Origin of the sequence: Paenarthrobacter sp. TAF1 (assembly GCF_052113825.1) — a bacterium.
In the GTDB taxonomy this organism is placed as follows: domain Bacteria; phylum Actinomycetota; class Actinomycetes; order Actinomycetales; family Micrococcaceae; genus Arthrobacter; species Arthrobacter nicotinovorans.
On record NZ_JBFRDO010000056.1, the window covers coordinates 1 to 416 of the forward strand.

Genomic DNA, 416 nt, shown 5'->3' on the forward strand with positions numbered 1-416 from the left:
GCCCAATGCTCGATACTGTGTCGGCGGATCTCCCGGGACACCGTTGATGGATGCACGCCCAACTCCTTGGCGATCTGTCGCATGGAACGCGGCTCCGGCAAGCCCAGACAGGCCTTGATATAAGCCCGGTCCTCCAAAGTCAGCCGCCGGTACCTTCGCTCCTTATCCCGCGAAAGCCCCTCCGAAGCCATCGGAAGACGCACGCCACCACCAGGGCCGGAGATAAGTTCCATGCCCGCTAGTTTCGCCCAATGCGACACCGCTTGCCGGGACACCCCAGCCGCGGCAGCACTTCGTCCCGTGTCCTCACCCGCCAGCAAGTGCTCATACGCACACGCACGAACCGACCACGGCAACTTCTTGACCATGACACCCCTCCAACTACAGGGGTGTTGCACTAGCCACCTGAAGACGCC

Annotated in this window: 1 protein-coding gene; it reads right to left on the minus strand. The window is 62.5% G+C overall.

The features are described 5' to 3' along the window. Positions 1-191, minus strand: a 191-nt coding sequence (locus AB4Y81_RS21575) for a helix-turn-helix domain-containing protein (RefSeq protein WP_441996938.1), incomplete at its 3' end; no start/stop codon positions are given. Positions 192-416 lie beyond the last annotated feature (225 nt).